Source organism: Vreelandella lionensis (assembly GCF_002087295.1).
GTDB lineage: Bacteria > Pseudomonadota > Gammaproteobacteria > Pseudomonadales > Halomonadaceae > Vreelandella > Vreelandella lionensis.
The window spans coordinates 1-21,651 of the sequence record NZ_MWVI01000060.1; the positions used below are offsets into that span (position 1 = coordinate 1).

General features: G+C 52.5%; 24 protein-coding genes and 4 pseudogenes. 15 read left to right on the plus strand and 13 right to left on the minus strand.

All coding sequences use genetic code 11. The annotated features are described in order from the left end of the window. Nucleotides 1-425 precede the first annotated feature (425 nt). Entirely contained in the window at nucleotides 426-776 is a 351-nt protein-coding gene (locus B4967_RS07525) for a hypothetical protein (RefSeq protein WP_083024496.1), read from the plus strand. 566 nt (nucleotides 777-1,342) lie between these two features. Here the strand turns inward: B4967_RS07525 and B4967_RS07530 are convergent. The 3 genes from B4967_RS07530 to B4967_RS07540 form a co-directional block, all read right to left on the minus strand. Continuing rightward, a complete protein-coding gene (locus B4967_RS07530; RefSeq protein WP_035561890.1) occupies nucleotides 1,343-1,621 on the minus strand; it encodes a HigA family addiction module antitoxin in 279 nt (92 codons plus the stop codon). Nucleotides 1,622-1,761: 140 nt separating this feature from the next. Further along, complete coding sequence (locus B4967_RS21275; protein WP_139794443.1) at nucleotides 1,762-2,001, minus strand: type II toxin-antitoxin system RelE/ParE family toxin; 240 nt, start codon at nucleotides 1,999-2,001, stop codon at nucleotides 1,762-1,764. 102 nt (nucleotides 2,002-2,103) lie between these two features. After that, entirely contained in the window at nucleotides 2,104-2,784 is a 681-nt protein-coding gene (locus tag B4967_RS07540; RefSeq protein WP_139794444.1) for a DUF192 domain-containing protein, read from the minus strand. 304 nt (nucleotides 2,785-3,088) lie between these two features. Between B4967_RS07540 and B4967_RS07545 the strand changes: the two genes are divergently transcribed. After that, on the plus strand, nucleotides 3,089-3,748 hold the full coding sequence (locus B4967_RS07545; protein ID WP_139794445.1) for a DUF6685 family protein: 660 nt from the start codon (nucleotides 3,089-3,091) through the stop codon (nucleotides 3,746-3,748). A gap of 130 nt (nucleotides 3,749-3,878) precedes the next feature. Further along, nucleotides 3,879-4,151, plus strand: a complete 273-nt coding sequence (locus tag B4967_RS07550; RefSeq protein WP_139794446.1) for a hypothetical protein — start codon at nucleotides 3,879-3,881, stop codon at nucleotides 4,149-4,151. Between the two features lie 273 nt (nucleotides 4,152-4,424). On the opposite strand, the gene B4967_RS07555 is transcribed toward B4967_RS07550, so the two are convergent. The 4 genes and pseudogenes from B4967_RS07555 to B4967_RS07570 form a co-directional block, all read right to left on the minus strand. After that, nucleotides 4,425-5,264, minus strand: coding sequence for a L,D-transpeptidase family protein (locus tag B4967_RS07555; RefSeq protein ID WP_422821850.1), 840 nt, complete (start codon nucleotides 5,262-5,264; stop codon nucleotides 4,425-4,427). Nucleotides 5,265-5,498: 234 nt separating this feature from the next. Continuing rightward, nucleotides 5,499-7,030: pseudogene (lnt, locus tag B4967_RS07560) on the minus strand (apolipoprotein N-acyltransferase). Between the two features lie 4 nt (nucleotides 7,031-7,034). Beyond that, nucleotides 7,035-7,538 (minus strand): signal peptidase II, encoded by a 504-nt coding sequence (lspA, locus tag B4967_RS07565; protein WP_083024503.1) that lies wholly within the window; start codon nucleotides 7,536-7,538, stop codon nucleotides 7,035-7,037. After that, nucleotides 7,535-9,721: a heavy metal translocating P-type ATPase gene (locus tag B4967_RS07570; protein ID WP_083024504.1), complete on the minus strand. Its 2,187-nt coding sequence runs from the start codon at nucleotides 9,719-9,721 to the stop codon at nucleotides 7,535-7,537. Before B4967_RS07570 ends, lspA begins: the two co-directional genes overlap by 4 nt. 85 nt (nucleotides 9,722-9,806) lie before the next feature. Between B4967_RS07570 and B4967_RS07575 the strand changes: the two genes are divergently transcribed. After that, a complete protein-coding gene (locus B4967_RS07575; protein ID WP_082051477.1) occupies nucleotides 9,807-10,265 on the plus strand; it encodes a MerR family transcriptional regulator in 459 nt (152 codons plus the stop codon). Here the strand turns inward: B4967_RS07575 and B4967_RS07580 are convergent. From B4967_RS07580 to B4967_RS07595, 4 genes are all read right to left on the minus strand, one after another. After that, nucleotides 10,257-11,075 (minus strand): ZIP family metal transporter, encoded by an 819-nt coding sequence (locus B4967_RS07580; RefSeq protein ID WP_243470393.1) that lies wholly within the window; start codon nucleotides 11,073-11,075, stop codon nucleotides 10,257-10,259. The two genes, B4967_RS07575 and B4967_RS07580, sit on opposite strands and share 9 nt — an antisense overlap. 112 nt (nucleotides 11,076-11,187) lie before the next feature. Next, the gene (locus B4967_RS07585) at nucleotides 11,188-12,135 is read right to left on the minus strand and encodes a M23 family metallopeptidase (protein ID WP_161491487.1); all 948 of its coding nucleotides are present in this window, start codon (nucleotides 12,133-12,135) and stop codon (nucleotides 11,188-11,190) included. 41 nt (nucleotides 12,136-12,176) lie between these two features. Further along, a complete protein-coding gene (locus tag B4967_RS07590; RefSeq protein WP_083024508.1) occupies nucleotides 12,177-12,854 on the minus strand; it encodes a DsbA family protein in 678 nt (225 codons plus the stop codon). 112 nt (nucleotides 12,855-12,966) lie between these two features. After that, nucleotides 12,967-13,881, minus strand: coding sequence for a cation diffusion facilitator family transporter (locus B4967_RS07595; RefSeq protein WP_083024510.1), 915 nt, complete (start codon nucleotides 13,879-13,881; stop codon nucleotides 12,967-12,969). A gap of 554 nt (nucleotides 13,882-14,435) precedes the next feature. On the opposite strand from B4967_RS07595, the gene B4967_RS19000 reads away from it, so the two are divergent. Next, a complete protein-coding gene (locus tag B4967_RS19000; RefSeq protein ID WP_243470394.1) occupies nucleotides 14,436-15,101 on the plus strand; it encodes a bile acid:sodium symporter family protein in 666 nt (221 codons plus the stop codon). Between the two features lie 287 nt (nucleotides 15,102-15,388). Here the strand turns inward: B4967_RS19000 and B4967_RS21280 are convergent. Both B4967_RS21280 and B4967_RS20205 read right to left on the minus strand, forming a co-directional pair. Then, nucleotides 15,389-15,830, minus strand: a pseudogene (locus B4967_RS21280) (DUF411 domain-containing protein). Nucleotides 15,831-15,843: 13 nt separating this feature from the next. After that, nucleotides 15,844-15,978 (minus strand): hypothetical protein, encoded by a 135-nt coding sequence (locus tag B4967_RS20205; protein WP_279384672.1) that lies wholly within the window; start codon nucleotides 15,976-15,978, stop codon nucleotides 15,844-15,846. 540 nt (nucleotides 15,979-16,518) lie between these two features. Here B4967_RS20205 and B4967_RS18285 point away from each other — a divergent pair. The 10 genes and pseudogenes from B4967_RS18285 to B4967_RS07640 form a co-directional block, all read left to right on the plus strand. Then, the gene (locus B4967_RS18285) at nucleotides 16,519-16,680 is read left to right on the plus strand and encodes a hypothetical protein (protein ID WP_207953599.1); all 162 of its coding nucleotides are present in this window, start codon (nucleotides 16,519-16,521) and stop codon (nucleotides 16,678-16,680) included. Beyond that, the gene (locus B4967_RS21285; RefSeq protein WP_422821851.1) at nucleotides 16,634-16,777 is read left to right on the plus strand and encodes a copper resistance protein CopC; all 144 of its coding nucleotides are present in this window, start codon (nucleotides 16,634-16,636) and stop codon (nucleotides 16,775-16,777) included. Before B4967_RS18285 ends, B4967_RS21285 begins: the two co-directional genes overlap by 47 nt. A gap of 498 nt (nucleotides 16,778-17,275) precedes the next feature. Next, a pseudogene (locus B4967_RS21485) lies at nucleotides 17,276-17,685 on the plus strand (copper resistance D family protein). A gap of 292 nt (nucleotides 17,686-17,977) precedes the next feature. Next, the gene (locus tag B4967_RS07620) at nucleotides 17,978-18,562 is read left to right on the plus strand and encodes a cupredoxin domain-containing protein (RefSeq protein ID WP_243470396.1); all 585 of its coding nucleotides are present in this window, start codon (nucleotides 17,978-17,980) and stop codon (nucleotides 18,560-18,562) included. Nucleotides 18,563-18,797: 235 nt separating this feature from the next. Then, nucleotides 18,798-18,998 carry a hypothetical protein gene (locus B4967_RS19015; RefSeq protein ID WP_243470397.1) on the plus strand — a complete coding sequence of 67 codons (201 nt, stop codon included), beginning with the start codon at nucleotides 18,798-18,800 and terminating at the stop codon, nucleotides 18,996-18,998. A gap of 40 nt (nucleotides 18,999-19,038) precedes the next feature. Next, nucleotides 19,039-19,332, plus strand: a complete 294-nt coding sequence (locus B4967_RS19020; protein WP_243470398.1) for a cupredoxin domain-containing protein — start codon at nucleotides 19,039-19,041, stop codon at nucleotides 19,330-19,332. A gap of 14 nt (nucleotides 19,333-19,346) precedes the next feature. After that, complete coding sequence (locus B4967_RS07630; RefSeq protein WP_083024512.1) at nucleotides 19,347-20,012, plus strand: response regulator transcription factor; 666 nt, start codon at nucleotides 19,347-19,349, stop codon at nucleotides 20,010-20,012. Further along, nucleotides 19,999-21,000: a sensor histidine kinase gene (locus tag B4967_RS07635; RefSeq protein WP_243470399.1), complete on the plus strand. Its 1,002-nt coding sequence runs from the start codon at nucleotides 19,999-20,001 to the stop codon at nucleotides 20,998-21,000. The genes B4967_RS07630 and B4967_RS07635 overlap by 14 nt, the downstream gene beginning before the upstream one ends. Then, entirely contained in the window at nucleotides 20,990-21,331 is a 342-nt protein-coding gene (locus B4967_RS19025; RefSeq protein WP_243470400.1) for an ATP-binding protein, read from the plus strand. Before B4967_RS07635 ends, B4967_RS19025 begins: the two co-directional genes overlap by 11 nt. Before the next feature lie 68 nt (nucleotides 21,332-21,399). Then, nucleotides 21,400-21,651, plus strand: a pseudogene (locus B4967_RS07640) (twin-arginine translocation signal domain-containing protein); the annotation flags it as partial.

Genomic DNA, 21,651 nt, shown 5'->3' on the forward strand with positions numbered 1-21,651 from the left:
AGTCTCCGGTAGCCGGGGCGGTTCACCTACTTACAGTTGTACGTTTTGTCTGAGGAGTAAAAGGCAGCTATAGGTGGAATGTTGCACCGGAATCCAACGTATAGCCTGTATAAAATTCATCGAATTTCACATGTTTGGTTGGAAGTACTTTACCTATACACCAAGATGAATATAGAAAAGCGACTGGACATTATCTTAGTAAACTTTATAAGCATCCAAAGGGGGAAGCAGGATTCTCGACGCTATCGATGGCTGGGACGATTACCCACGACGCATTTTTGACCGTGAAGCAACTATACGAGGTATTGCCGAATGGATTGTTGCCGAAAGCAGTGTCATGCCTTACGCGGTCTTGCATTGTGATGGCGTTAGTTTTCGCGTGGCTGTGCGCGATTATGAAGAGCAAGATTTAATCTTGGCGGCTGATGTACGGGCATCGTTCAGCAGCAGGGGCTTTGGGCGCTTTCGGCGAGCTGATTGACACGGCAAAACGTCGAATGGAAGGAAAAGAGTCCTGGCCAGAAGGCCCGGCGCTAGATGAAATTAGGCTCTACCAGAAAGAGCGTGAAGTCGAAAAGCTCAACACTATGGCCACGTTATTTATCCAGCGCGAACCCCATATCGTCAATGAAATAGAATACGGCGCTCAGCCGGGCCAACTCGATCTGGACGCTGCATCGCTGCCAGAATGCTTGTGGGATGAATTTGAAGCAGAAGGAGAGGCGTTTAAGCTCGTCTTAGAGGAAGAAATTTACCACCGCGTGAATAAGAAGTAACACGCTGCGAAGAATTGCCAGCCGGGTTTCTCTACATCCAGATGGCATGACACAACATCAAACACCAAAAGTCCGGCCCTATACGACGTTTTTTTAACCTGTTAAAAGAATATAGATAACACCTATGTCGACGGGTGTCGAAATGCAGGCCTAGTGGTTTAATAGGAGTAGGGCTTTTAGCGAAGCTGCTGGTTAATTCTAGTCAGACAAAAAACCGATGAGGTAGCACCGTGATTGAGTGCGAAGGCATGAAGGATGATGAGACGCCATGCGCGCGAGAAGCAGTTCACAATATACCGGCTGTGGTGTTCGGCCAGGAACGCCAATTATTGCTTTGTAATGACTGCGTGCCAAAATATGTAGAGGAAGAAGACGACCTCTAATTAGGCGCTATTACCTGCTACGTTCGCATGAATGGGTAAGCAGATTTTTCATAATGGCCAATATTTAAACCTTGATACCCGGCAATAAGCCGGGTTTTTGCGTCTCAATTAGCGAGGCTAATTGGATACAAAAAACCCAACGTCGCGGTACGTTGGGTTTTTCCGAATTAATATCTTACTAATTCAAACAGCTGCAAATCTTTCAATATGGTTCTGTTCTTTATGCTCGGCGTGCCATAGCTCATAGTTTGCCTGCATCGTTAGCCAGTGCTTGGCATTGCCAATTCCGCCATGCTCTAACTTAACGGCCAAATCGGGGGAAATAGCGGCATGCTCATGTAATACGCGTGAAACTGCTGCACGAGACATGCCTAACTTTTTGGAAAATTCAGTGACGTTCAGCCCCAGCGCTGGCACGATCCGACGGCGCAATAAGCTACCTGGGTGCGGCGGGTTCATCATGGGCATGGTTCCGTTTTCTCTCTTTACACAAATTGTGTATCGCATATTTGAGGTGTTGCATTCATGGCTACGTCTGCGAGGCCATCTTTCTCGGTGGCCCTTGATAACCGTACCGAGCCGGTTATCAAGGAACGCCGGGGTTAGTGGTAGTCTAAATAGTCAACAAGGTGTACATCTTCCCCATCAAACGTAAATATCACTACCCAATTACCGTTTACATGCACCGAAAAAAAGCCTTTTCTATCACCCTTCAAACTATGAAAATCAAATCCTGGCAAATTCATATCGTTTGGCTTAGTGGCTGCGTCCAGTGCAGCAAGTATGTCTCTTAAATCGTCTACTTGGTTTGGTTGTACTCCTTTGGGATTCTCCCTTCTCATAAAGACGTTTAAGCCCTTTGTGTTTGATCTTCTTTATCATCGCATTGCTTTGCTCCCTTGTTGTGAAGCGCCCTCGAAGTGTAGCGCGTAACGCTACACGCGTCAATGACAGCTGAGGTAGAAACTGCTTAAAGGTGGCATGGCTGACAGTACAGGAGCAGTTGTTCCGCCAACTAGATTGGCCCCGATTGAGGTGAAAAAACGGGTGTGCTCATTAACGTGCTTCTCTCTCATTCCTGCAGTAGAACAGGTTTTAAGGGGGGGGTGCTGTAAAGGGTCGACCTCTAGGCGATCTCCAGCGGCTATACCATGCTCATTGAAGTAGCCAGCGTTTACCTCCAGGGCCATCCAGAAGCGCGTGCCAGCTGGATAACGCGGACAGGCTTCTTTTTCTCTCGTGCAGGGGGCCATGCTGGTGATCGACTGGATCTCTCCGTCATGGTCGAGGAAGGCAATATCAAGCGGTATACGAGTTTGGTACATCCAGAAAGCATGATCGGTTGTCTGCTCCTCATCATAGACGAAGAGCATGCCAGCATCGGGAGCCATTGAGTCACGCTCCATTAGGCCATTGCGACGCTGGCGCGAGGTAGATGCCACCTCAAGCATGAGCGAATATCGGCCTTCCTTAGCGTGCAAAACACCAGAGGAAAATGCAGTGGCCTGTCGAAGAATCATCCCCGTGATTAGAGCAGAGCCAATCAAGAAAAGCGCCAAAATGCGGATACTTTTTCGGGTCGTGGGCCGATCGAATCCCACAAGCCTTTGTTGACGCTGAAACATTATCACCTGGGCTCCAGAATAAAATCAGAATGTCACTCCAAGATAGAGCCGAGGGTGACCGTAACGGTTAGGGTTTGGGGGAACATATTATGCTGGCGACCACATTACTGGTCCGCTGGCTGCGCCATGCTCACTGGGCCAGCCCAGCAGCCGTGCAGCACGCTATTGAATTTTCACACTTAGCAGCCCGGGTAACGCTCCCAGCAGCTAGCGCCAGCGAACTCGGCATCATCCAATGGCACCGATGGCCGCTTTGCTTAGGGGACGATATTGCCTACTGGCGACCAGGGCGAACGGGGCTGCAATGTCAGCGCTTGCCTTATCCAGCGGCCGCTGGACTCAATCGACCACCTACGATGACAACTTCAGCTGCTCGATCAGAGACATCATCTCCCTGGCGTCTGGGAAAGGCGATCTCGTCGGCTACGCCACTCTCGACGCCTATGCTATCGGCGAATGTCGCGAATTGGTTCACAACAACCGTGCCAGCATCGAACCTTTGCCCAACTGGCATGAACTCCGCTTCCATGGCGGTTCTGGCGCTGAAGAGACAGTAGAAGGTTTCAGTTGGCGGCCCTGGGGATACCATCTAAACAACCAGGGTGGCGCCCATCACTTCGCTACAGCTTGTCTGATTGCTGGCTTCCTCGATCCTGAGCTGCGCATAAAAGCTCCCTTGACCAGGCATGAACTGAACACCGAGGTCGCCCAAGTTATTCTCAGCGCCTTCGACATCTTTTGCGAGCCAGAGCACCACACAATGAACGAAGCGTTTATGAAGCGGATGGAGGCTGCGCAGATCCCATTCGCCATCTGTTCAGCACCCCCGCCGCGGCAGGATGGCCATCACCTTTTACTGTTGTCCTGTGAGAACAGCAAAGCCATGGGCGTAGCCGATATATTCCGAGCTTACGGCTGGCTCGATTTCTGCGACCTCTTACGCAAGCAGGCGAAACAACAATAGAAAAAAACTGGGCACATCCATTGGACAGGGCTGACATCAGCTGGTGTTATTGCGGCAGCGCGTAGAACCACCAGGCTGTTAGCGGGCTTTGAAAGTACAGTGATTAGCAACGCATATAAGGAGAATGAACTTGGCCAAGATTAAACACGACGCAGAGGCGTTTCACGCCGAGATAGCTATGCGCGTTAACGTTGAATCTGTGACCGACGCTATTGACGTTATCACTCGTGATGGTGAGCCAGAAACCCTGCTGGCAGTGGTGCGAAGCCTTGTTGATTTTAACGTGTATTACAGCAATCAGAAAAACTATAAGACGTACCAACACGCCTATGCTGCTATCGGTGCTGCAATTGATAAGGCGAACCCAGAGCATCAGCCACTAAACAAACACTGGAATAAATGAATCTTAATAGGGAAATAATATTTATCACTTTGCCTAGGTATAGAAAAGCCCCTGCCAGCCAGTGGAAGGGGCTTAGAATAGATCCTCTTCGTCACACTTCAGTGCTACCGAAAGTGGATGCTACCAACGTTGTGATGATCACAATAACTCTTTCTACGCTAGTGATGGAAGAGCTCAATCAACAACACACGACGAATATTAAGGGTTTGACGGTAGCCAAGCCGTTGTTCTCCAAAGGGCTGAAAAAACGCTCTGCCTTGTCTTTATCGACATTCACGACGAATGAAGTGTCAGTTCTTCATAAACACTGTTGATATTGTCGTCTTCTTTATTACTCGGTTCCGGCTTCGGATACAGAGGTTCGATAAGCCCGTTGGATAATGCTAGTAAATCGCCAAGCTGTTCGTAATCGAAGCTAACGCCATCTGCATTGCGTGTCTCAAGGCGTGAAATGGCATCTGATATAGCGGTCATGGTGTGATCCTCCACCCCTAAAGGAGGTAATGCCTGTATCAGCGGCTGTCCGTTGTCCCAACCGATTTTAATAGGTTGTTTGTGGATATTGACCTGGGTGCCCGCCGGTATGCGGTCAAAAATTGATTCAATATCGTCAGGCAACATGCGTATACAGCCACGGCTTGCACGCATGCCAATGCCATCGGGCTGGTTGGTACCGTGAATTAAATAGTCATCGAAGCCTAAGATAATGGCGTGGTCTCCCAGCGGATTATCGGGGCCGGGCGGGACAACACTTGGCGCGGTTTCGCCGCGTGCTTCAGCTTCACGTTTTACCGACTCAGGCGGGTACCATGCGGGGTTTTTAATGTTCATGGTGGTCTCGGTCACACCGAGAGGGGTATCAAACCCTTCGCGACCAATGCCAATAGGATAGGTCTCAACACGCGGTGTCTCACCGTTTTTGACATCTGGGTAGTAGTAAAGCCGCAGCTCGGCAATATTTATAACGATCCCAGTACGCTCTACATTCGGCAGAATAAAACGTCCCGGAATAGTCACTTCCGTGCCCACCCCTGGAACCCAGATGCTGACCTCTGGGTTTGCACGGATCATCTCCAAATAGCCAAGGTTGTGACGCTTGGCAATATCTATCAAGGTATCGTCGTAATCCTTCCGTGAAGGTGTCAGCCTCTCCGATAATATTGCCTTCCTCAGGTAGCGGGTAATGCCCCTTAGGCCATTCCGTCTCCTGGGTAGTGGCGGGTTGTGCCGACATGGGGACAGGGAGCCATGCCAGAGACGAAACCATCACACTCATGATGAAGCCCATCTGCATTGGCCATGGGAGGAGTCTCTTAAGTATTGCTGCGTTATTTACCGAGAGCATCGCTAGGTTCCTTTTTCATCTAATGCGTCGTTTTTTGATCGAGATAAGTTTAGTTGTAATCCGAGCAGCGTCAGCAAGGCGGCGAGTATCCAAGAGGGGCCACTACCGGTGCGTGTGAAAGGAGTTAGGCCCTGCATCGGGGTCACTTCGCCAGTTAAACTGGCCTGTTCAAACTGTGGGGCACGGGCTGTGACGTGACCTTGTGAATCGATGATGGCCGTCACGCCATTACTGGTAGCTCGAAGTAGGTGACGACCATTTTCTAAGGCACGTAGACGCGCCATTTGAAGATGTTGGTGTGCGCCAATGGAACGCCCAAACCACGTATCGTTGGATACCGTTAATAGCAGCTCGGCATTACGCGCCTGTTGGGCGACGTGGTCGGCGAAAATGATCTCGTAACAGATGGCAGTGCCAATGGTGGTTCCAGCCACGTGTAACGGAGCCTGTCCGTCTGACCCCGGGGTCAGGCGGGGTGCTGGCAAGTCGAAAAAAGCAAGGGTGTCAGCGAGGAGGCTTTGGAATGGCAAATACTCGCCAAAGGGTACTAAGTGCGCTTTCTGGTATTCGCCCTGCACATCATTTAGCCCTATGACGCTGTTATAAGAGCGCCCTTCACTGTCGCGTTGCAAAATGCCGGTCAACAAGGCGGTGTTAGCCCCAGGTCGCACGCTCCTTGCTCCAGTATTCGCTGTGCTTCCTGCTCAAGCATGGGAAGGGCTGCCTCGGGCCAAACGATGAGATCGATGTCCCTTGCTTGCTCTTGTGTCATTGTTGTGTAGATATTGACCGCCTCGCGCTGCCCTTGGGCAGTCCACTTAATGCGCTGATCAAGATTCCCTTGCAGCAATGCCACCTGGATGGGCTTGCCAGCCGGGGTTGTCCATTGGGCAGGCAATAGGAATGGAACGATCCACAAGGCGGCCATTGGGACAAGGAAACCCCAGCGGCGACGCAGTACTTCTACCCCTAACGTACCTGTCAGCGCGGTCATGAGTGACAGCAAGTACACACCACCAACGGGCGCCCATGGGGCTAGTGGAGAATCCATCTGAGAGGTGCCCAGCAATAACCAGGGAAAGCCGGTGAGCAACCAGGTGCGTAGCCATTCGCTCACCACCCACATACCGGCAAAGCTAAGAAAGGCGAACCGTGGCGCCGTGATGCGACGATAGAGCCCAAAGGGAACTGCAAAGAAGAGCGCCAGGACGCTGACAAAAAGAGTGGTGAGGGACATCGCTACTAAGGCCCCGGTGCCACTGAAATCGTGAATAGCAACGAAGACCCACGACGTGCCTGGACCGAACAGGCCTACGCCATAACACCACCCACGCAGGGTGGCCATGGCGGGCGTTAGCGATGCTATTTTCCAATAGACCAGTGCTACGCCCACTGGGCCAAGCCACCATAGGGAAAAACGGGCGGCACTCAAGGTGGTCAGTACCCCAGCGGCTAGCGCTACAACGCAATCTACTATTGGTGAGGAGCGCCCAGCAAAAAGCGTATATTCTTTATCTTTATCGACCAAATCCATACTGTTACTCTGCGCGCTTAAAAGCAGGACTTTCACGCCATAATGCCACTGCGAACATCAATACACCTGCAAACAGCGCGATATCGGCCATGTTAAAGGCGGGCCAATGCCATTCGCCCCAGTAAATGTCCAGATAGTCGACGACGTACCCTCGCGCTAAGCGATCAACGGTATTACCGAGCGCGCCGCCAAGAATCAGGCTGTACGCGCAGGCCTCTACGCGCGACAGGGGTTTGCATAGCTGCACAACCAATACGACGACCACCACCAACGCTAAACCAAGAAAGAAATAGCGCTGCCAACCACCTGCCTCCGCGAGAAAGCTGAAAGCGGCCCCTGTATTACCGGTGTAAACCCAGTTAAAAAACGGTGTTAGCGGAATGACTTGGCCAAACGACATCCGGGCATGCACGATTTCTTTGACCAGTTGATCGGCTAGAGCCAACACGCAAGCAAATGTGAACCATGGCCAACGTCGTGAAGGGCTGTCGTGTTGCGCTGTGCTCATGACGTTGTTTTTCCTTGTGACAGGCCTGTCAATGCGGTACTGGGCGAAAAGCGATAACCCAGCAGTCGCATGGCGTTCAACGTCACTAGGACGGTAGCACCGGTATCGGCCATCACCGCAATCCACATACCGGTAATACCCAGAGCTGTGGTGACCAGGAAAATGGCTTTTAAGCCAAGGGCGAGAACAACGTTGGTTTTCACATTGCGCAGCGTGGCACGAGAGAGGTCTATCAGCTCAGCGATGCCGGTAACGCGGTTCTTGAGCAAGGCTGCATCGGCGGTTTCCAACGCCACATCCGTGCCGCCCCCCATCGCGATACCGACATCGGCTGCCGCGAGGGCCGGTGCATCGTTGATGCCATCGCCAACTTTACCGATGGGGCCACGACCTGCCGCTTGCCAGTCTCGAACATACGCTGCCTTGTCTTCAGGCATGAGTTCGCCGTACGCTTCAATTCCTAAGCGACCCCCAGTGGCAGCGACGGTGCGGGCATTATCACCGCTGCGCATGACAGCCTGTACGCCTAAACGGGATAGCGCCGCTAGGCCTTCAAGGGCATCTTCGCGTGGCTCATCGCGAACAGCGATCAAGCCCACCAAACGCTCGCCTTCGACGAGGAGTGCGAGGCTCTTACCGGCTTCTTCTAACGCGATAATCCGAGCACTGAGACTTACCTCAAGGATGACTTTCTCGTGAAGATGAAGAGGCGTCATTAAGCTCAGCCCGCGACCCTCCACCTGGCCTGAGACACCGCGCCCCGCCAAAGCACGACTGCCGGTGACGGTGGGGAGGTTTAGGCCCGACTGTCGGGCATGCTCAACGATAGCCGTGGCGATAGGGTGACTGGAATCTCGCTCTATCGCGGCGGCGAGCCGCAATACGCTGTTATCGTCTTCCTCAGCAATCCAAGACTCCACATCTGTGACTCTTGGGGTACCCGCAGTGAGGGTGCCCGTTTTATCTAATGCCACCAAGCGAAGCTTACTTAACTGTTCAAAAACGGCCCCCCCTTTGATCAGTAGTCCGCGCCGAGCGCCCGCCGAGAGACCTGCGGCGATGGCGGCTGGGGTAGAAATGACCAACGCGCAGGGGCATGCGATTAACAGCAATGCTAACGCACGGTAAATCGACTCCGACCATGCCATGGTCGATACCAGCGGTGGCACTATCGCCATCAGTAGGGCGAGTAAGACGACGGCGGGCATATAATAATACGCAAAACGATCAATAAAGCGTGCTATCGGTGCCTTGGCGGCCTGTGCTTCTTCAACCAGACGAATAACGCGAGCGATCGTATTGTCATCAGCGCCTCGTGTTACCTCCACCTCCAGGGCGGCATCAAGATTCACTGTGCCAGCAAAAATGTCATCACCAGGCGCTCGCGAACGGGGTATGGACTCGCCGTTTACCGGCGACTCGTCAATGTCGGAGGTGCCCACCAGGATGCGTCCATCGCAGGGTACGCGATCACCGGGCCGCACCAGCACACGCTGCCCGGGTTTAAGTGACTCCGCCGAGACGTCACGCAGCTGGCCATTGTCCATCAGCCTCGCCGTTGAGGGTGTTAAATTTGCCAAGGCTGAGATACTGCGGCGCGCTCGTGAAGCAGCTACCCCTTCGAGTAGCTCACCTACGGCGAACAAGAACACGACCATCGCAGCTTCAGCGGCAGCATTGATGGCCAATGCGCCAAGCGCAGCGATGCACATCAGCATCTCGATGGTAAAGGGATTGCGCATTTTGAGGGCGCCCCAGGCACTCTGCGCAATGGGTATTAAGCCGACTAGCGTGGCCAAAATGAAAGGCATATTACCCAGCGCAGGCCATGCTAAACGAAGCGCGAAGGCCACTATCAGCAGATTTCCTGTGATAATGACCAAGCGCCCTTTAGCGGTTTGCCACCAAGAGGATGAAGCACCAGATGCGCGTGTTTGGCCATCATGGGAAGCCACTTGATAGCCTAGTTCGTTCAGGATGCCCTCAATGGTCTTTCGCGAGGGGGCCCCGTGATCGTGGTGGTGAATCTTCACTGATCCCGTGACCGAGCTTGCCGTTACTTCCTCAATGCCTTCCAGTCGCTCTAGCGCCGATACAACCTTGCGCTCACAACCGCCGCAGTCCATGCCTTCAACACGCAGCGTCAAGACGTTTGGCGCTGTTGTCGGCGTTGATGTTTTCATGGTCCTCTTCTCTCAATGGGCTATGGTTTTGAAGTGAAAACCTTGTAGCAACTATCGCTTCAAGCCCTACGTAAGGAGTTTTACCATGTCGATGATGGGGCAAAGTATCAGCATTGGTGAGTTAGCACGACGAGCCGATTGCAAACCTGAAACGGTTCGTTATTACGAGCGTATTGGGCTGCTGCGCGATGCAACACGAACCGGTGGGGGGCAGCGCCGCTATGGAGACGACGCTGTGCGGCGCTTGACCTTTATTCGTCATGCCCGAGACTTTGGCTTTTCGGTGGAGTCAGTGCGAGAGCTTTTGGCCATGTCAGATCAACCTGATATGCCTTGCCAAGAAGTCGATGCCATCGCCACGCATCACCTAAAGAAAGTGGAGTCCCGCCTTCAACGACTGTCCATACTGCGTGAGGAGCTTCAACGGATGGTCACGCAGTGTGCCGGTGGTAAAGTGGAAAGCTGCCGAATCATTGAGGTCATCAGTGATCATCAGCTCTGTATCACTGAAAAATCGCACGGAGGGGCTCACGACTTAGGTTAGCACTAACGCTACGCCCCACGCCCAATGGTTAGCCCAGCGAAACATCCAAAACCAGCATGAGTACCAATCGATAGAGAGGCCCAGCGTGGCCTTTTTTGGGTGCCCGCTTCGATGAGTTTCGGGAATAATCTCATGACTGATCACATACAACATCGCCCCCGCCGCAAAGGCCAACCCCCAGGGCAGTAGCGCTTGTGACATGCTGATGACTCCAGCGCCTAATAAGCCACCCAACGGCTCAACAAGCCCCGTAAGGGCGGCAATCGTCCATGACCGCCAACGTGAATAGCCCACGCCTAGCAGTGATACTGCTACGGCCAGTCCTTCTGGGGCATTCTGAAGTCCAATGCCAATCGCTAGTGGAACGCCTCCTTCGCTTCCCCCTGCGCCGACGGCCACGCCAACGGCCAGCCCTTCTGGCAGGTTGTGTATCGTAATGGCAATAATAAACAACCAGATACGACGTAGTGAGGCAGCCTCTGGCCCTTCTCGCCCCTGTTCGAAGTGCTCATGAGGTAAGAGGTCGTTCAGTAGTGCGACCATTCCAATCCCTAGCAAGATGGCCGCACAGGCAATGGCAGCAGGTACCACGCTACCTCCGTAACGCAGCTCCGAGGCTTCTAAGGAGGGTATGATCAGTGAGAAGAAAGAGGCGGGTAGCATGACGCGAGCGGCGAACCCCAACGCTAAATCGCGAACACCACGATTCGGTGTTTTGGTAAACAAGACGGGAAGCGCCCCGACAGCCGTCATCAAGCCCGCGGCAAGGCTTCCCAATACCCCCATGGTGACGAGAGAAACCTCTTCCATACCGATTACCTGTCTTGTGGTAGATGAGTGATCACAGCGCTAGGGTTCCATAACGAGGCAAGCACACGTTCACGTTACTAACAATCCATGCAACGTTGCTAAGCACGGGTGGTTACGGCTCGTTAAACGAGATCAAGTCATAAATGGACGCCGTGCCGATAGCTTGTTCCAAGCGATCTCTTGCCTCGTAAAGTGACGCTTGATATTCACCTTGAGTCGGCTGCTCCCCCAACATGATGCGTTGACCTTGACCAAGGGGATCAACAGGCTGGTCATTGACTCTCACTTCGTAATGCAGGTTGGGACCCGTGGCGACCCCGGACGAACCTACCTCTCCGAGCGACTCTCCCGCATTAACTAAATCCCCAACCACTAGCTGTGGAGAGAATCGGCTAAGGTGTGTGTAGCGACTAATGGCCCCTGTGTCGTGTTCCACCTCGATCACCTGCCCGTATCCCCCTTGCCGCCCCATAAAGGATACGCGCCCAGGTGCGGTAGCAATGACTGGCGTTCCCGTTGGTGCAGCCAAATCAATTCCATTATGAGGGCGCACCCCTCCATACACAGGATGTCGCCGATTCCCAAAGCGAGACGTTAAGCGAGCACTAAGCACAGGCAAACGCAACGTGCTTAGCAGGGTATTGCTTTTGAAAAGAGCAACGTCCCCCTTTGGAGTGACCGGCCATATAACCTCTAAGGGCTCTGCCTGATCAGGCAGAGCGGCATAACTGAGGCGTGGTGGCCCAACACGGGTGCCGTCCTGGCGTCGATCTTCCTCCCACACTAATTGAATACGTTCCTTGCCTGAAAAATCCAGCAGTGCTGCGATAAACTCGCTGAGCAGTGTTTCCAGTTTACTGGCGAAACGCGTAGGGACACCTTCTGCTGCTAAAGCCTCGTAGAGGGTGGTATCAATGATGACATCACGCCCAAAGGTTAGGGTATCAACGCTATCAAGCGGTAATGTGCCTTCTTGCTCGCCAGTCGCCTGTAACCTGACAGGGCTAAGTTCAGACGGCGGCACCGAAAGATGCGTTTGCCAATTGGCTTCGGCTAGCAAGGGGTAAAAGCCTCCCAAGCCTAATAACCACAAGCGCTGCATCACTGACCATCCTCTTCCCCAGAGGCCTCCGCTACTTCACTCTCAACGGCATCAATCAGCTCTTGCATACCAAAGGGGTCTAAAGGCTCGCCATTGACAAAAAAGGTGGGTTTTTGCCGAATCGGATGGGCTCTAACAGCCGCCATGTCTTGGTCAATCACCGCCTGCACTTCAGCAGAAGTCAGTTGCTCTTCGGCAGCCGCTAGATCAAGGCCCCCTTGGCTCGCGATATCAAGGATAGCGGATTCATCAAAACTGCCATGCGAGGCCCATTGATCCTGGCGAGCCAGCAGTCTCTCCAGTACCGGTTCAAAGACGCCCTGACGACGAGCGACTTCTAATACTCGAATGGTCTTGTCAGATACGTCGCCGTGGAAAGGAGTGTAGCGCACGATGAGCCGCACTTTTTCTGGGTAAGTTTCCAAAATACTTTTTGTCAGGGGGTGGAAAGCACGGCAGGCTTCGCAAGCCGGATCGAAGAATTCCACAATCGTCACCGGCGCGTCTTCTCGACCCAAAATGGGGGAGTGTGAACGTACCAGTGAGTCCTCGGCCTGGACACCATTCTCTTTTGCTGCCTGAGCCTGCATGTCCAGGAGGGCAGGTTTTGATACGGCGACGATCGCAGCGGTCAGCAATAATGTACCGGCCAATATAAAAGACGCTTTTTTGAACATGTTTCACTCTCTGTCTCAATGATGGGGTGGAAAAGTCGGGTTGAAAAACAAGCCAATCGCTATGGGAGTAAGCCCCCACTACCAACCTGAGCCGGGAGCCGGCCTCGGTCTGTCACTCATGCCCATATAGATTGGCATTTTGATGCGCGTGGTCACTATGCTCAAACTCTAGGCTGGAATGAGCAATACTGAAGCCCATTTTAAGCTGCTCCTTGATCTCTGCTTTGACGGATTCAAGCTGCTGCCAGCCGGTTTCTGTCAGAACCACGTGGCAGTCAAGGGCTGCCATGTTTTCCTGCATCTGCCATAGATGCACATGGTGAATATCCTGGACTCCCTCGATATCTCGTACGGTCTCAACGACTGCCTGCCCGTCAATGTCCGGGGGAGATCCCAGCATTAGCGTACGGATAGGGCCGCCAATTTCAGAGAAGGCTAGGTAAAGAATATGTAGCGCAATCCCTATCGTGATCGCGGGGTCGACCCAGCGCATGTCGTACAGTAAAATAAGCGAACCACCGATAATCACGGCGATGGAGGCAAACGCATCCGATAAGTTATGGAGAAAAAGGGCGCGGATATTGACACTCTCTTTTTGCATTGACCACGTGAGCATGGCGGTAAGGGCATCGACGACGAGCGCGACGCCACCAATAATCACGATCGTCCATCCCTCTATCTCAGGGGGATCGACCATCCGCATAGCGCCTTCGTAAATCAGGTAGACACCGACAATAATGAGGGTGGTGTAATTGATGAGTGCTGCCACTATCTCGATGCGGCCATAGCCAAAGGTCATATGCACATCGGCAGGCCGTCTGGCGATTTTACGAGCAGCAAAGGCAATGACTAATGCTGCCAAGTCAGAAAAGTTATGTAACGCATCAGCGATCAGCGATAGGCTCCCCGCCATAATGCCACCGACGATTTGAGCGATGGTTAAGAGCCCATTGGCCCAAATGGAGATGCTGACGCGCCGGTCGCCAGAGGCAGGATCAATGTGGGGATGATCATGATGATGTCCCATCTGTTACCCTCTCTCGAATTATCTGTTCTTGGTACTATAAAACCTCTAGCAACTAAAGCTTCAACCCTTGAGCATTATCTATTTGCATCGCTGGATTGGGAAGCACGTCCCTAGCTACCAAGGAGCCTTTGTGTGCTGGGCCGAAGGTGATCATGTTTTAGGTGCGGGGCTCAATCCACTTCAACCGGTAACGTCCAATCCACCATGGGTAGATTCATTTATTTTGTCGAGGCGCACCTTGTCTGGTTTGTAATCGTCGTCGCGGGGGGAGGCTTACTCTTTCCGGCCACCGGAATAATGCTTAAGTTCGCGATTGGGCCATTACTGGCATTACTGATGTTGATTATCAGCCTCACATTCGATGCGCATGCAGTGCGCATCGTGTTCCGAAAGCCGTCACGGCAGTTGTTGGCATTGGGGCTGGTCTATGGGCCTATGTCGATTGCCGGGTGGCTAACGGGCCGTCTATTTTTTGGAAGCGGCCCGCTGGCTGCTGGCCCAAACCTTGCTCGTCACGCTGCCGACAGATGTGTCTTCTCCTCTTTTGGTACTGATTGGCGAAAGGCAATGTGGCGCTTGCCGCTGTTTTCAACGCAGTCAACACCGCGTTATGTCCGTTTATTGTTCCCTTCCTGTTTTTATGGCTCACCGGCCTTCAGTTATACGTTCCGCTTGGATCAATTATTCTTGAATTAACACTAATCGTGCTTCTTCCTACCGTGATTGGGGTCAGCTTGCGTACAAGGTTCTCGGCTTTCTTTGCACGGCATGATTCAGCGTATGCAGGGATAGGGTCGATTCTGTATCTGCTGATCCTACTCGCCGTGGTCGGGCCGAATGCCACCACGATCATTGGCTATGGCTGGTATGCGTTTGTGGTTGCGCGCGCCGCCCTGTGCCTCAATTTGATTGGGTACCTGGTAGGTATGTCCTCACGGTTACTCACCTCTGATCGCAAAGAGGTGATTACCTATCTTTTCACGGTCAGTAAAAAGGAATTCAGCATCGCTGCAGCGTTTGTCGCTGTTTCCGGCTTGCCATCAGAGATCGCGATTCCAGCCGCTTTTTTTGCAGTGATTCAAATGATCACTTCGCCCATCGCAGCGAAGATCCTCGCCCGCACTGAAGGGATGGCCGTATCGGCTCTTCGTCAGAAGAGCAACCTGTACACGGGGTGTACAGGTTGCTCTTACCGACAAAACAGACACCGCTACTCATAAAGGTGGCAAATAGTACCTATGCTAAGTCACTGTGACCAATACTGACCTTGCTAAAAGCATTTAACACAGAGGCTTCGCAGGGTATCTGTTCATTTTTGGATTTAAGATGCTTAAAAGTATCAGCGAACCCTGGGAAAGGCCCCGCCAATTTCTGGATGATTTCTTGAACATGTCGCACTTTAGAGAGCATCTGACGCAACCAATTTTCAAATCATCTCGAAACACACCTGGTGCTTAACAAACATCTCATGTAGTACAAGAGGTCTAATTATGTCATCCAAAACCTACTACAGCGTCATAAACGCCTTGTCTTCTTGATCCGTAAAGGAATACACGTCATAGGGCGCTTCCTGAGGCCCTGGCATCCCCGGTGTACCGATGGGCATACCTGCTAGGCCAATGCCGTCTGCATCAGGCTGTTGCTCAAACAGCGCCTGTACGGCTTCCATCGGAACATGGCCCTCAATCCAATACTCGCCGATTTCGATGGTATGGCACGATCCAAGACCATAGGGAACACCCGCCTGCTGCTTGATATCACCCAGCTCGACGTCATCAATAATTGGTGACGTCTACGCCAAGTTCCTCAAGATGGCGGGCATATTCGTCACAACAGCCGCACTGGGGGTTCTTATACAGTGTTGCCTCTGGCGGTAACGCCGCTTGAGCGGAGACCGTCCCAATTAGCATGAAACCCGAGAGCAAAAGTTTGGTGGTCATATGTCGCATTATTTTCAACTCCTTAACGTGAACGACTGAAGAGGTACTTGGCCAGCGACGCGATCGCGAAGCCAATTAATAACAGCATAGCCAGGGGCATCAACCAGTCTAACCACCCCATTGACCCCATAAAAGCAAAGCATTCCGCGTTCATCATGACATCACTCCTGATTTATGCCTTGAGCAAAGATGGCGCTACTTAAGACACTGAGGATTGCAGCCCCACCAATAGCAAAGTTCATCGTGTGCTTAACCATGATATTTCCTCTCATCATGTTGCTGATCGAGACATTGCCTTATCCGATAAAAATGGAAGAAGGCAGAGTTAGCTTTTGTTATAAGCCTACAACCTATAGGTAGCCCAAAGGTTAAAGAAGAAACTGATCCCAAACGCTAGATTTGTCACAGGTCATTTTTTCCGCCATTTTCAGCTCTGTTTCAGGTTGGCACGCTATAACACTGACTCAGTTCCATGAAGAAGAGCGCGTACAAATGCTGCTCAAATACATCGCCACCCAAGAAGCGAAAACCCAGCAGCCAAAGAATCCATGAATGCTCTCTTGGTTCTTTAAGACCAAGATGCCATGTGCCTTGTTCGTCAAATAGGGCACATGAACGATGTCTGAAGGCTCAACCGAATCAGATTTGAAGCCTCCGCGACGAACCATTCAAGCCTATAAAAATATAAGGAAACGGTATGCAAAAGAAGACGACTTCGCTCCCTATTATTCACGCTACCTTAGCAACGCTGCTGCTGTCGCTCGCAAGCCCAGTGCTGGCCCATGAAGGGGGCGCAAGCACTTCGCCTAAGGATGGCGTCACCATTCAGGATTCCCCAGCAGAGATTGGCGCCCAGTGACACTCTTTCGGCTGGGGATTACCAGGTGCGCTGGCGTGGCCTATCGGATGACGGGCACATGATGTCTGACGGTTTTAACTTCTCGGTCGAGCCTTGACCCGTGGTCTGGTGGCCCTCAGTAAATAGCCTTGATGTCTGGACCGTCGCGATGATTCTCGTGGCGGCCGGGGTTTACCTCAGTGCCCTAGTCGCGACGGGAGCCGTGTTGTTTCGTCTAGCATTTCCCCAACTCCCTGAACATGACCGGAGGCACGTCGCCCGCATGGGTGTCCTTGCTGTCTGGGCCGCGATTATCCTGATTCTGTTCCAGTGGCCTTTAGAAGCTGGTTACCTTGGGGGCGGCAATATAGCTGCTGCAACCACCCCAATGCTGCTCGGAATCGTGGTCGATGGCGCGTCCGGGGTCCGACTAATACTGGCGGTAACTGGCTTGCGGCTAGTCCAGGCGATTCAGCTTAATAACTTAGCGCTCTCGAAAACAGCCAACAGCGTGAGCCTAGTAGGCGTGTTACTGGTGATGCTGGCATTCGTGCAGGTGGGGCATACAGTAAACACCCCACGCCTCATTCTGGCTGGCTTGCTGATCGTTCACCTGATGGCGGCAGCATTCTGGGTGGCCTCGCTGTGGCCGCTGTTCCATTTAGTGGGACGGGGTCACAACCAGGACAATACCGCCCACATTCTGACCCGTTTCGGGAAAATCGCCATAAGCGGAGTCGGCTTGTTGGTACTGGCGGGCGTCACGTTGGCCCCGCTGCTAACGGGCGGTCGCACGCCCCTGCTCACCACGGCATATGGACAGTTCTTGATCGGCAAAATATTGATTTCGCGGTGCTGCTGTTATTTGCTGCCGCGAACAAGTGGCTGCTTGTACCTGCCTTTGAGAGCGGCGACGCAACAGCCCCACGACGTTTGCAGCGCAGTATTGCGCTGGAGGTGGTGCTGGTCGTGGTTGTCCTGCTGATTACGGCGGTGCTGACAAGGGGGACATCACCGAATGGGTGACCAACAGGGCAACCACCGTGTAGAGCCGATCCAGAGATCGAACATTAACGGTCGCCTTCTAGTGGGCCGTACACTGAGGTTTAGGCGGATGCTGCCATAGGCATTGCACCAAAAAGACGAAAAGTCATTGCTGCAGTGTTGACACTAATTAGAGAGCAGTATCTAGTCAGGATCCATCATCATATTAGAAATACTGTTGTGCAGCAGATCCTATTATTACGTTAGGTTCAGGCTCGTTTCAGGTTAACCCCGTATAAAGAACAAGTGACAATAACCTCTGAGGTAAATGACCATGCGCAAAAACACTTTAGTAACGTCTTTATTTGCTCTTTCACTAGGCTTAGTAACAAGCGCCACGTGGGCTGCACCTGGCCATGGCGGCGGGGATAGCGGCCTAACTGGGTCTGACGTCGACCGCACGATCAGTCTCGAGGCTCGCGATATGTGGTTCGACCCTGAAGAGCTAGAACTGGCGGCTGGGGAGGTGGTTAAATTTGAAATCACCAACACCGGCAATTTAGAGCATGAATTTGTGATTGGCAGTAAAGAAGCCCATGAAGAGCATCGAAAAATGATGCTAGACATGGCAAATGGCGAAGGTCATGACATGTCAAACATGTCACAAGGTGAAGGCCACGATATGGCCAATATGAGCATGGCAGGCGTCACAATTGCACCTGGTGACACCGGGACTCTATTATGGGGCTCTTCGACGTTGGGTGTGGAATTCGCCACGGTTACAGAGAAGTATTGCACTGGAGATGGTGCTGGTCGCGGTTATCTTGTTGATCACGGCAGTGCTGACAAGAGTGTCATCACCGAATGGGTGACTAACAGGTCAACCACCTTGTTAAGCCGTTCCAGAGCTCGAAATTAACGGTCTCCTTCTTATGGGCCTTACGCTGAGGTTTAGGCGGAGGCTGCCATAGGCAATTGCACCAACAAGACGAAAAGTCATTGCTGCAGCGTTGACTCTAATCAGGGGGTCAGGATCCATCATCATGTTAGAAATGCTTTTGGGTAGCAGGCCATATTTTTACGTTAGGTTCAGGCTCGTTTCAGGTTAACCCCGTATAAAGAACAAGTGACAATAACCTCTGAGGTAAATGACCATGCGCAACATCTCCTTAACAACGTCTATGTTTGCCCTTTCACTAAGTTTGATAACGAGTGCGGCTTGGGCTGCGCCCCGCCAAGGCAGTGGTGACAACAGCCTAACCGAGGCTGACGTTGACCGCACGATCAGCCTTGAAGCTGGCGATATGTGGTTCGACCCTGAAGCGCTAGAAATAGGGGGGAGGGGAGGGGGTTAAATTTGAAATTAATAACACCGGCAATATAGAACACGACTTTGTGATTGGTAGCAAAGAAGCCCAAGAAAAACATCGCCAGATGATGCTAAACATGGCCAATGGCGGAGGCCATGACATGGCAAATATGGCACACGGTGAAGGCCACGATATGTCCAATATGTCAAACGGCGATGGTCACGATATGGCCAATATGAGTATGGAAGTCGTCACCATTGCACCTGGCGAGACTGGGTCTCTATTATGGCGTGTTCCTGATAATGTTAACGCGCTCGAGTATGCATGTAACATTCCCGGCCATTACGAATCCGGCATGTACGGCAATTTTTCTCTCTAATCTGACGTATATCCATGAAACTGTTGCTACTTGAAGATGATGACTTGCTAGCGGAAAGCTTAGCAGAGAGTCTCAAAGACAACGGTTACCTAGTTGATTTGGCCGCTTCCTTGAAAGCGGCCAAGTCGCTGATGGCAACCGAGCATTATGAACTGGCGATCTTAGATGTCGGTTTGCCCGACGGCTCAGGGCTGGATCTGCTCGCCCAGTGGCGCAGGCAAAAACGCGACACGCCTATTTTGATCCTGAAGGCCCGCGATACCTGGGAAGATAAAGTTGTCGGCCTTGAGACGGGGGCCGATGACTATCTTACCAAGCCCTTCCACGAAGCCGAACTGATGGCCCGGCTGAAGGCCTTGCTACGCAGGCAGTCTGGTCAGTTATCTCAAGTGATCACGCTTAACGGCGTTTCGTTGGATGAAGCGGGTCAACGAGTGTGCTTAGAAGGTGAAACGTGGCGTTCGCTCACAGCGACCGAGTTTCGGTTACTGCGCTACTTAATGCTGCATCCTGATCGCATTCACTCTAAAGAGCAGCTACTAGAGCAGCTCTATGCCTTGGATCAGGATGCCGCCGCGCCTAACTTGGTCGAAGTCTATGTCGCCCGTCTGCGCCGTTATCTCGGCAAATCGGTGATTCAAACGCGGCGCGGCCAGGGGTATTTCTTTGCTTCACATTGATCGGCGCAGTTTACGTTTTCGACTACTCGCCTGGCTAGGTGGCGTGGCGCTATTCGTGGTGGTGACGACCTGGCTACTGCATGGCATATTGTTGCAGAATCTTGCTCGGGATTTTTTGGGTGAGCGTCTTCAGCGCGAAGCCGACCATGCCGTCGCACAGCTAGAGCAGGACCAAACGGCTGTCCCGACTGCGCTAGACTCGGTTAGCCAAGGATATCCAGTCTTTCATCATCTCTACGTACCCCGCTTTAACTGCTCGGTCAGCGCTTCCGACCCACAATGGCAGCAACAGCTGGCGCCTCTGCTGGAAGAGAACGGCGATGCTCTTGTGGACGTTAAACATAACGATCAGCACATGCTCGTCTACCGCCGCCATTTTGAGTGGCAGGGTTCTAACGGCGTATTACTGGTGGGTGAGGATTTTTCTCAGGTAGAAGCAGGACTTGCTACCTTGCATTGGTGGGTCGGTGGAATTGCCGCCGTGCTTTTAGGAATGCTCATCATACTCAATATGCTGGCAGTTAACCGCGGCCTCACGCCACTTTGGCAACTGCGTCACCAGCTTGAAGCCTTGCGATCAGGCAAACGTGATCGCTTGTTATTAGTAGCCCCTTCCGAGCTAGATGAATTAGTCGACCAGCTGAACTGGTTTATGGATGATATCGATCATCGATTACAACGCTCGCGGGAATCAGTCGCCAATCTTTCTCATGCTTTAAAAACCCCGCTGGCAGCAATTACCCAAGTACTGCGCGGCAATCGGCCCATTGATGAAAACCGACGGCATAAACTGCTCAGCCGTATTGAAGATATTAACGCTCAGTTAGCTGCAGAGCTGCGTCGTTCGCGTATTGCAGGGCCTAACGCGGGTCGAATGGCGAACGTCACGCGAGATAGTTCACGGCTCATAGAGATGTTCCGCAGCCTTTACCCTGAGCGTATCTCACCTCACCCACTCGGCAGGCGAGAAAGACCTAGTGCCTATTGAGGCTCACGACTTTTCTGAAATATTAGGCATCGTGCTCGATAACGCTGGCAAATGGGCGAATAGGTGCGTTAATTGCGATATTGCCGCCTCCGCTACCACACTCACGCTCACCACTGATGATGACGGTTTCGGCGTTGCAGAAGAAGATCTTTCGCGCTTGGGAGAGCGTGGCACACGATTGGATGAACGCCGTCCCGGCTACGGCTTAGGCCTGACGATTCTTGCGCAGTTAATTGCCCGCTACTCAGGGCACTCGCGCTTTGAGCGTAGTCCACTGGGTGGACTGCGCGTTACGGTTACGTTGCCTCTTGCAGTTGAAGTGATTAATTAATCACTATTCAGCTTTGATTCAGCTTCTTCCATCAAGATGGTGCCATTCATCATTGATGGGAGTTACACATGGCACGCTCAAGCATCATTTCTCACCCGCTTTCTCGCCGGCAGGTCCTAAAAGGCGGCGCTGCCCTAGGAATAGGTTCCGCTGCGGCAATGGGATTAACCCCCGCCTGGGCAAACCCCTGGGGCCGCAGCAATGTCTACGCGCAGGGCGTTGAAGAAGGGCCCGAGGTATCGCTGGAGAGCCGCCGTGAATCGTTGCCTATTGACGGACAAGAAGCCCAACCAATTACCATTAACGGTACCAGTCCTGGC

Bases quoted from the DNA above. Each gene is read 5' to 3' on its own strand.
- B4967_RS07525 (WP_083024496.1), top strand. From the start codon at position 426: ATGTACGGGCATCGTTCAGCAGCAGGGGCTTTGGGCGCTTTCGGCGAG.
- lspA (WP_083024503.1), bottom strand. From the start codon at position 7,538: ATGAGCACAGCGCAACACGACAGCCCTTCACGACGTTGGCCATGGTTC.
- B4967_RS19015 (WP_243470397.1), top strand. From the start codon at position 18,798: ATGCGCAACATCTCCTTAACAACGTCTATGTTTGCCCTTTCACTAAGT.
- B4967_RS07620 (WP_243470396.1), top strand. From the start codon at position 17,978: ATGCGCAAAAACACTTTAGTAACGTCTTTATTTGCTCTTTCACTAGGC.
- B4967_RS07530 (WP_035561890.1), bottom strand. From the start codon at position 1,621: ATGATGAACCCGCCGCACCCAGGTAGCTTATTGCGCCGTCGGATCGTG.
- B4967_RS18285 (WP_207953599.1), top strand. From the start codon at position 16,519: ATGCAAAAGAAGACGACTTCGCTCCCTATTATTCACGCTACCTTAGCA.
- B4967_RS07575 (WP_082051477.1), top strand. From the start codon at position 9,807: ATGTCGATGATGGGGCAAAGTATCAGCATTGGTGAGTTAGCACGACGA.
- B4967_RS07540 (WP_139794444.1), bottom strand. From the start codon at position 2,784: ATGTTTCAGCGTCAACAAAGGCTTGTGGGATTCGATCGGCCCACGACC.
- B4967_RS20205 (WP_279384672.1), bottom strand. From the start codon at position 15,978: ATGATGAACGCGGAATGCTTTGCTTTTATGGGGTCAATGGGGTGGTTA.
- B4967_RS07580 (WP_243470393.1), bottom strand. From the start codon at position 11,075: ATGGAAGAGGTTTCTCTCGTCACCATGGGGGTATTGGGAAGCCTTGCC.
- B4967_RS07570 (WP_083024504.1), bottom strand. From the start codon at position 9,721: ATGAAAACATCAACGCCGACAACAGCGCCAAACGTCTTGACGCTGCGT.
- B4967_RS07590 (WP_083024508.1), bottom strand. From the start codon at position 12,854: ATGTTCAAAAAAGCGTCTTTTATATTGGCCGGTACATTATTGCTGACC.
- B4967_RS21285 (WP_422821851.1), top strand. From the start codon at position 16,634: ATGGCGTCACCATTCAGGATTCCCCAGCAGAGATTGGCGCCCAGTGAC.
- B4967_RS07630 (WP_083024512.1), top strand. From the start codon at position 19,347: ATGAAACTGTTGCTACTTGAAGATGATGACTTGCTAGCGGAAAGCTTA.
- B4967_RS07595 (WP_083024510.1), bottom strand. From the start codon at position 13,881: ATGGGACATCATCATGATCATCCCCACATTGATCCTGCCTCTGGCGAC.
- B4967_RS21275 (WP_139794443.1), bottom strand. From the start codon at position 2,001: ATGAGAAGGGAGAATCCCAAAGGAGTACAACCAAACCAAGTAGACGAT.
- B4967_RS07545 (WP_139794445.1), top strand. From the start codon at position 3,089: ATGTCAGCGCTTGCCTTATCCAGCGGCCGCTGGACTCAATCGACCACC.